General features: G+C 68.3%; 1 protein-coding gene. It reads left to right on the top strand.

Going from position 1 to position 463, the window contains the following annotated elements:
* Positions 1–12: 12 nt before the first annotated feature.
* On the top strand, positions 13–463 hold a 451-nt coding region (locus tag AC1DN0_RS41450), incomplete at its 3' end, for an EAL domain-containing protein (protein ID WP_477146661.1).

Below are 463 nucleotides of genomic sequence, written 5' to 3'. Positions count from 1 at the left end.
GTGCTGGTGCGCATGCGCAGCCCCGAAGGCCTGCTGCAGACGCCCGGCGAGTTCATGCCGGCGGTGGAGCGTTACGGCATGGGCATGGCGCTGGACCGGCACGTGCTGGGGCTGCTGTTCCGCCACCTGCAGGTGTGTCCGGCGCATGTGCAGCGGCTGGGGCTGTGCAACGTCAACGTGTCGGCGCAGTCGATCGCCGAGCCGACCTTCCTGGCCTTCGTCTGCGACCTGCTCGAACGCAACCGGGGCCTGGCCCGCAAGCTGTGCTTCGAGGTCACCGAAACCGCGGCGATCAGCAACCTGGCCCAGGCCCGCAGCTTCATCGAGGCGGTCAAGGCGCGTGGCTGTCGCGTGGCATTGGACGACTTCGGGTCCGGCCTGTCCTCGTTCGGCTATCTGCGCCAGTTGCCCGCGGACATGCTCAAGATCGACGGCGTGTTCGTCCGCGACATGGACGTCGACC

It is taken from the genome of Cupriavidus sp. 05N39 (genome assembly GCF_056397325.1).
This window is presented reverse-complemented; position numbering and strand designations above follow the sequence as displayed.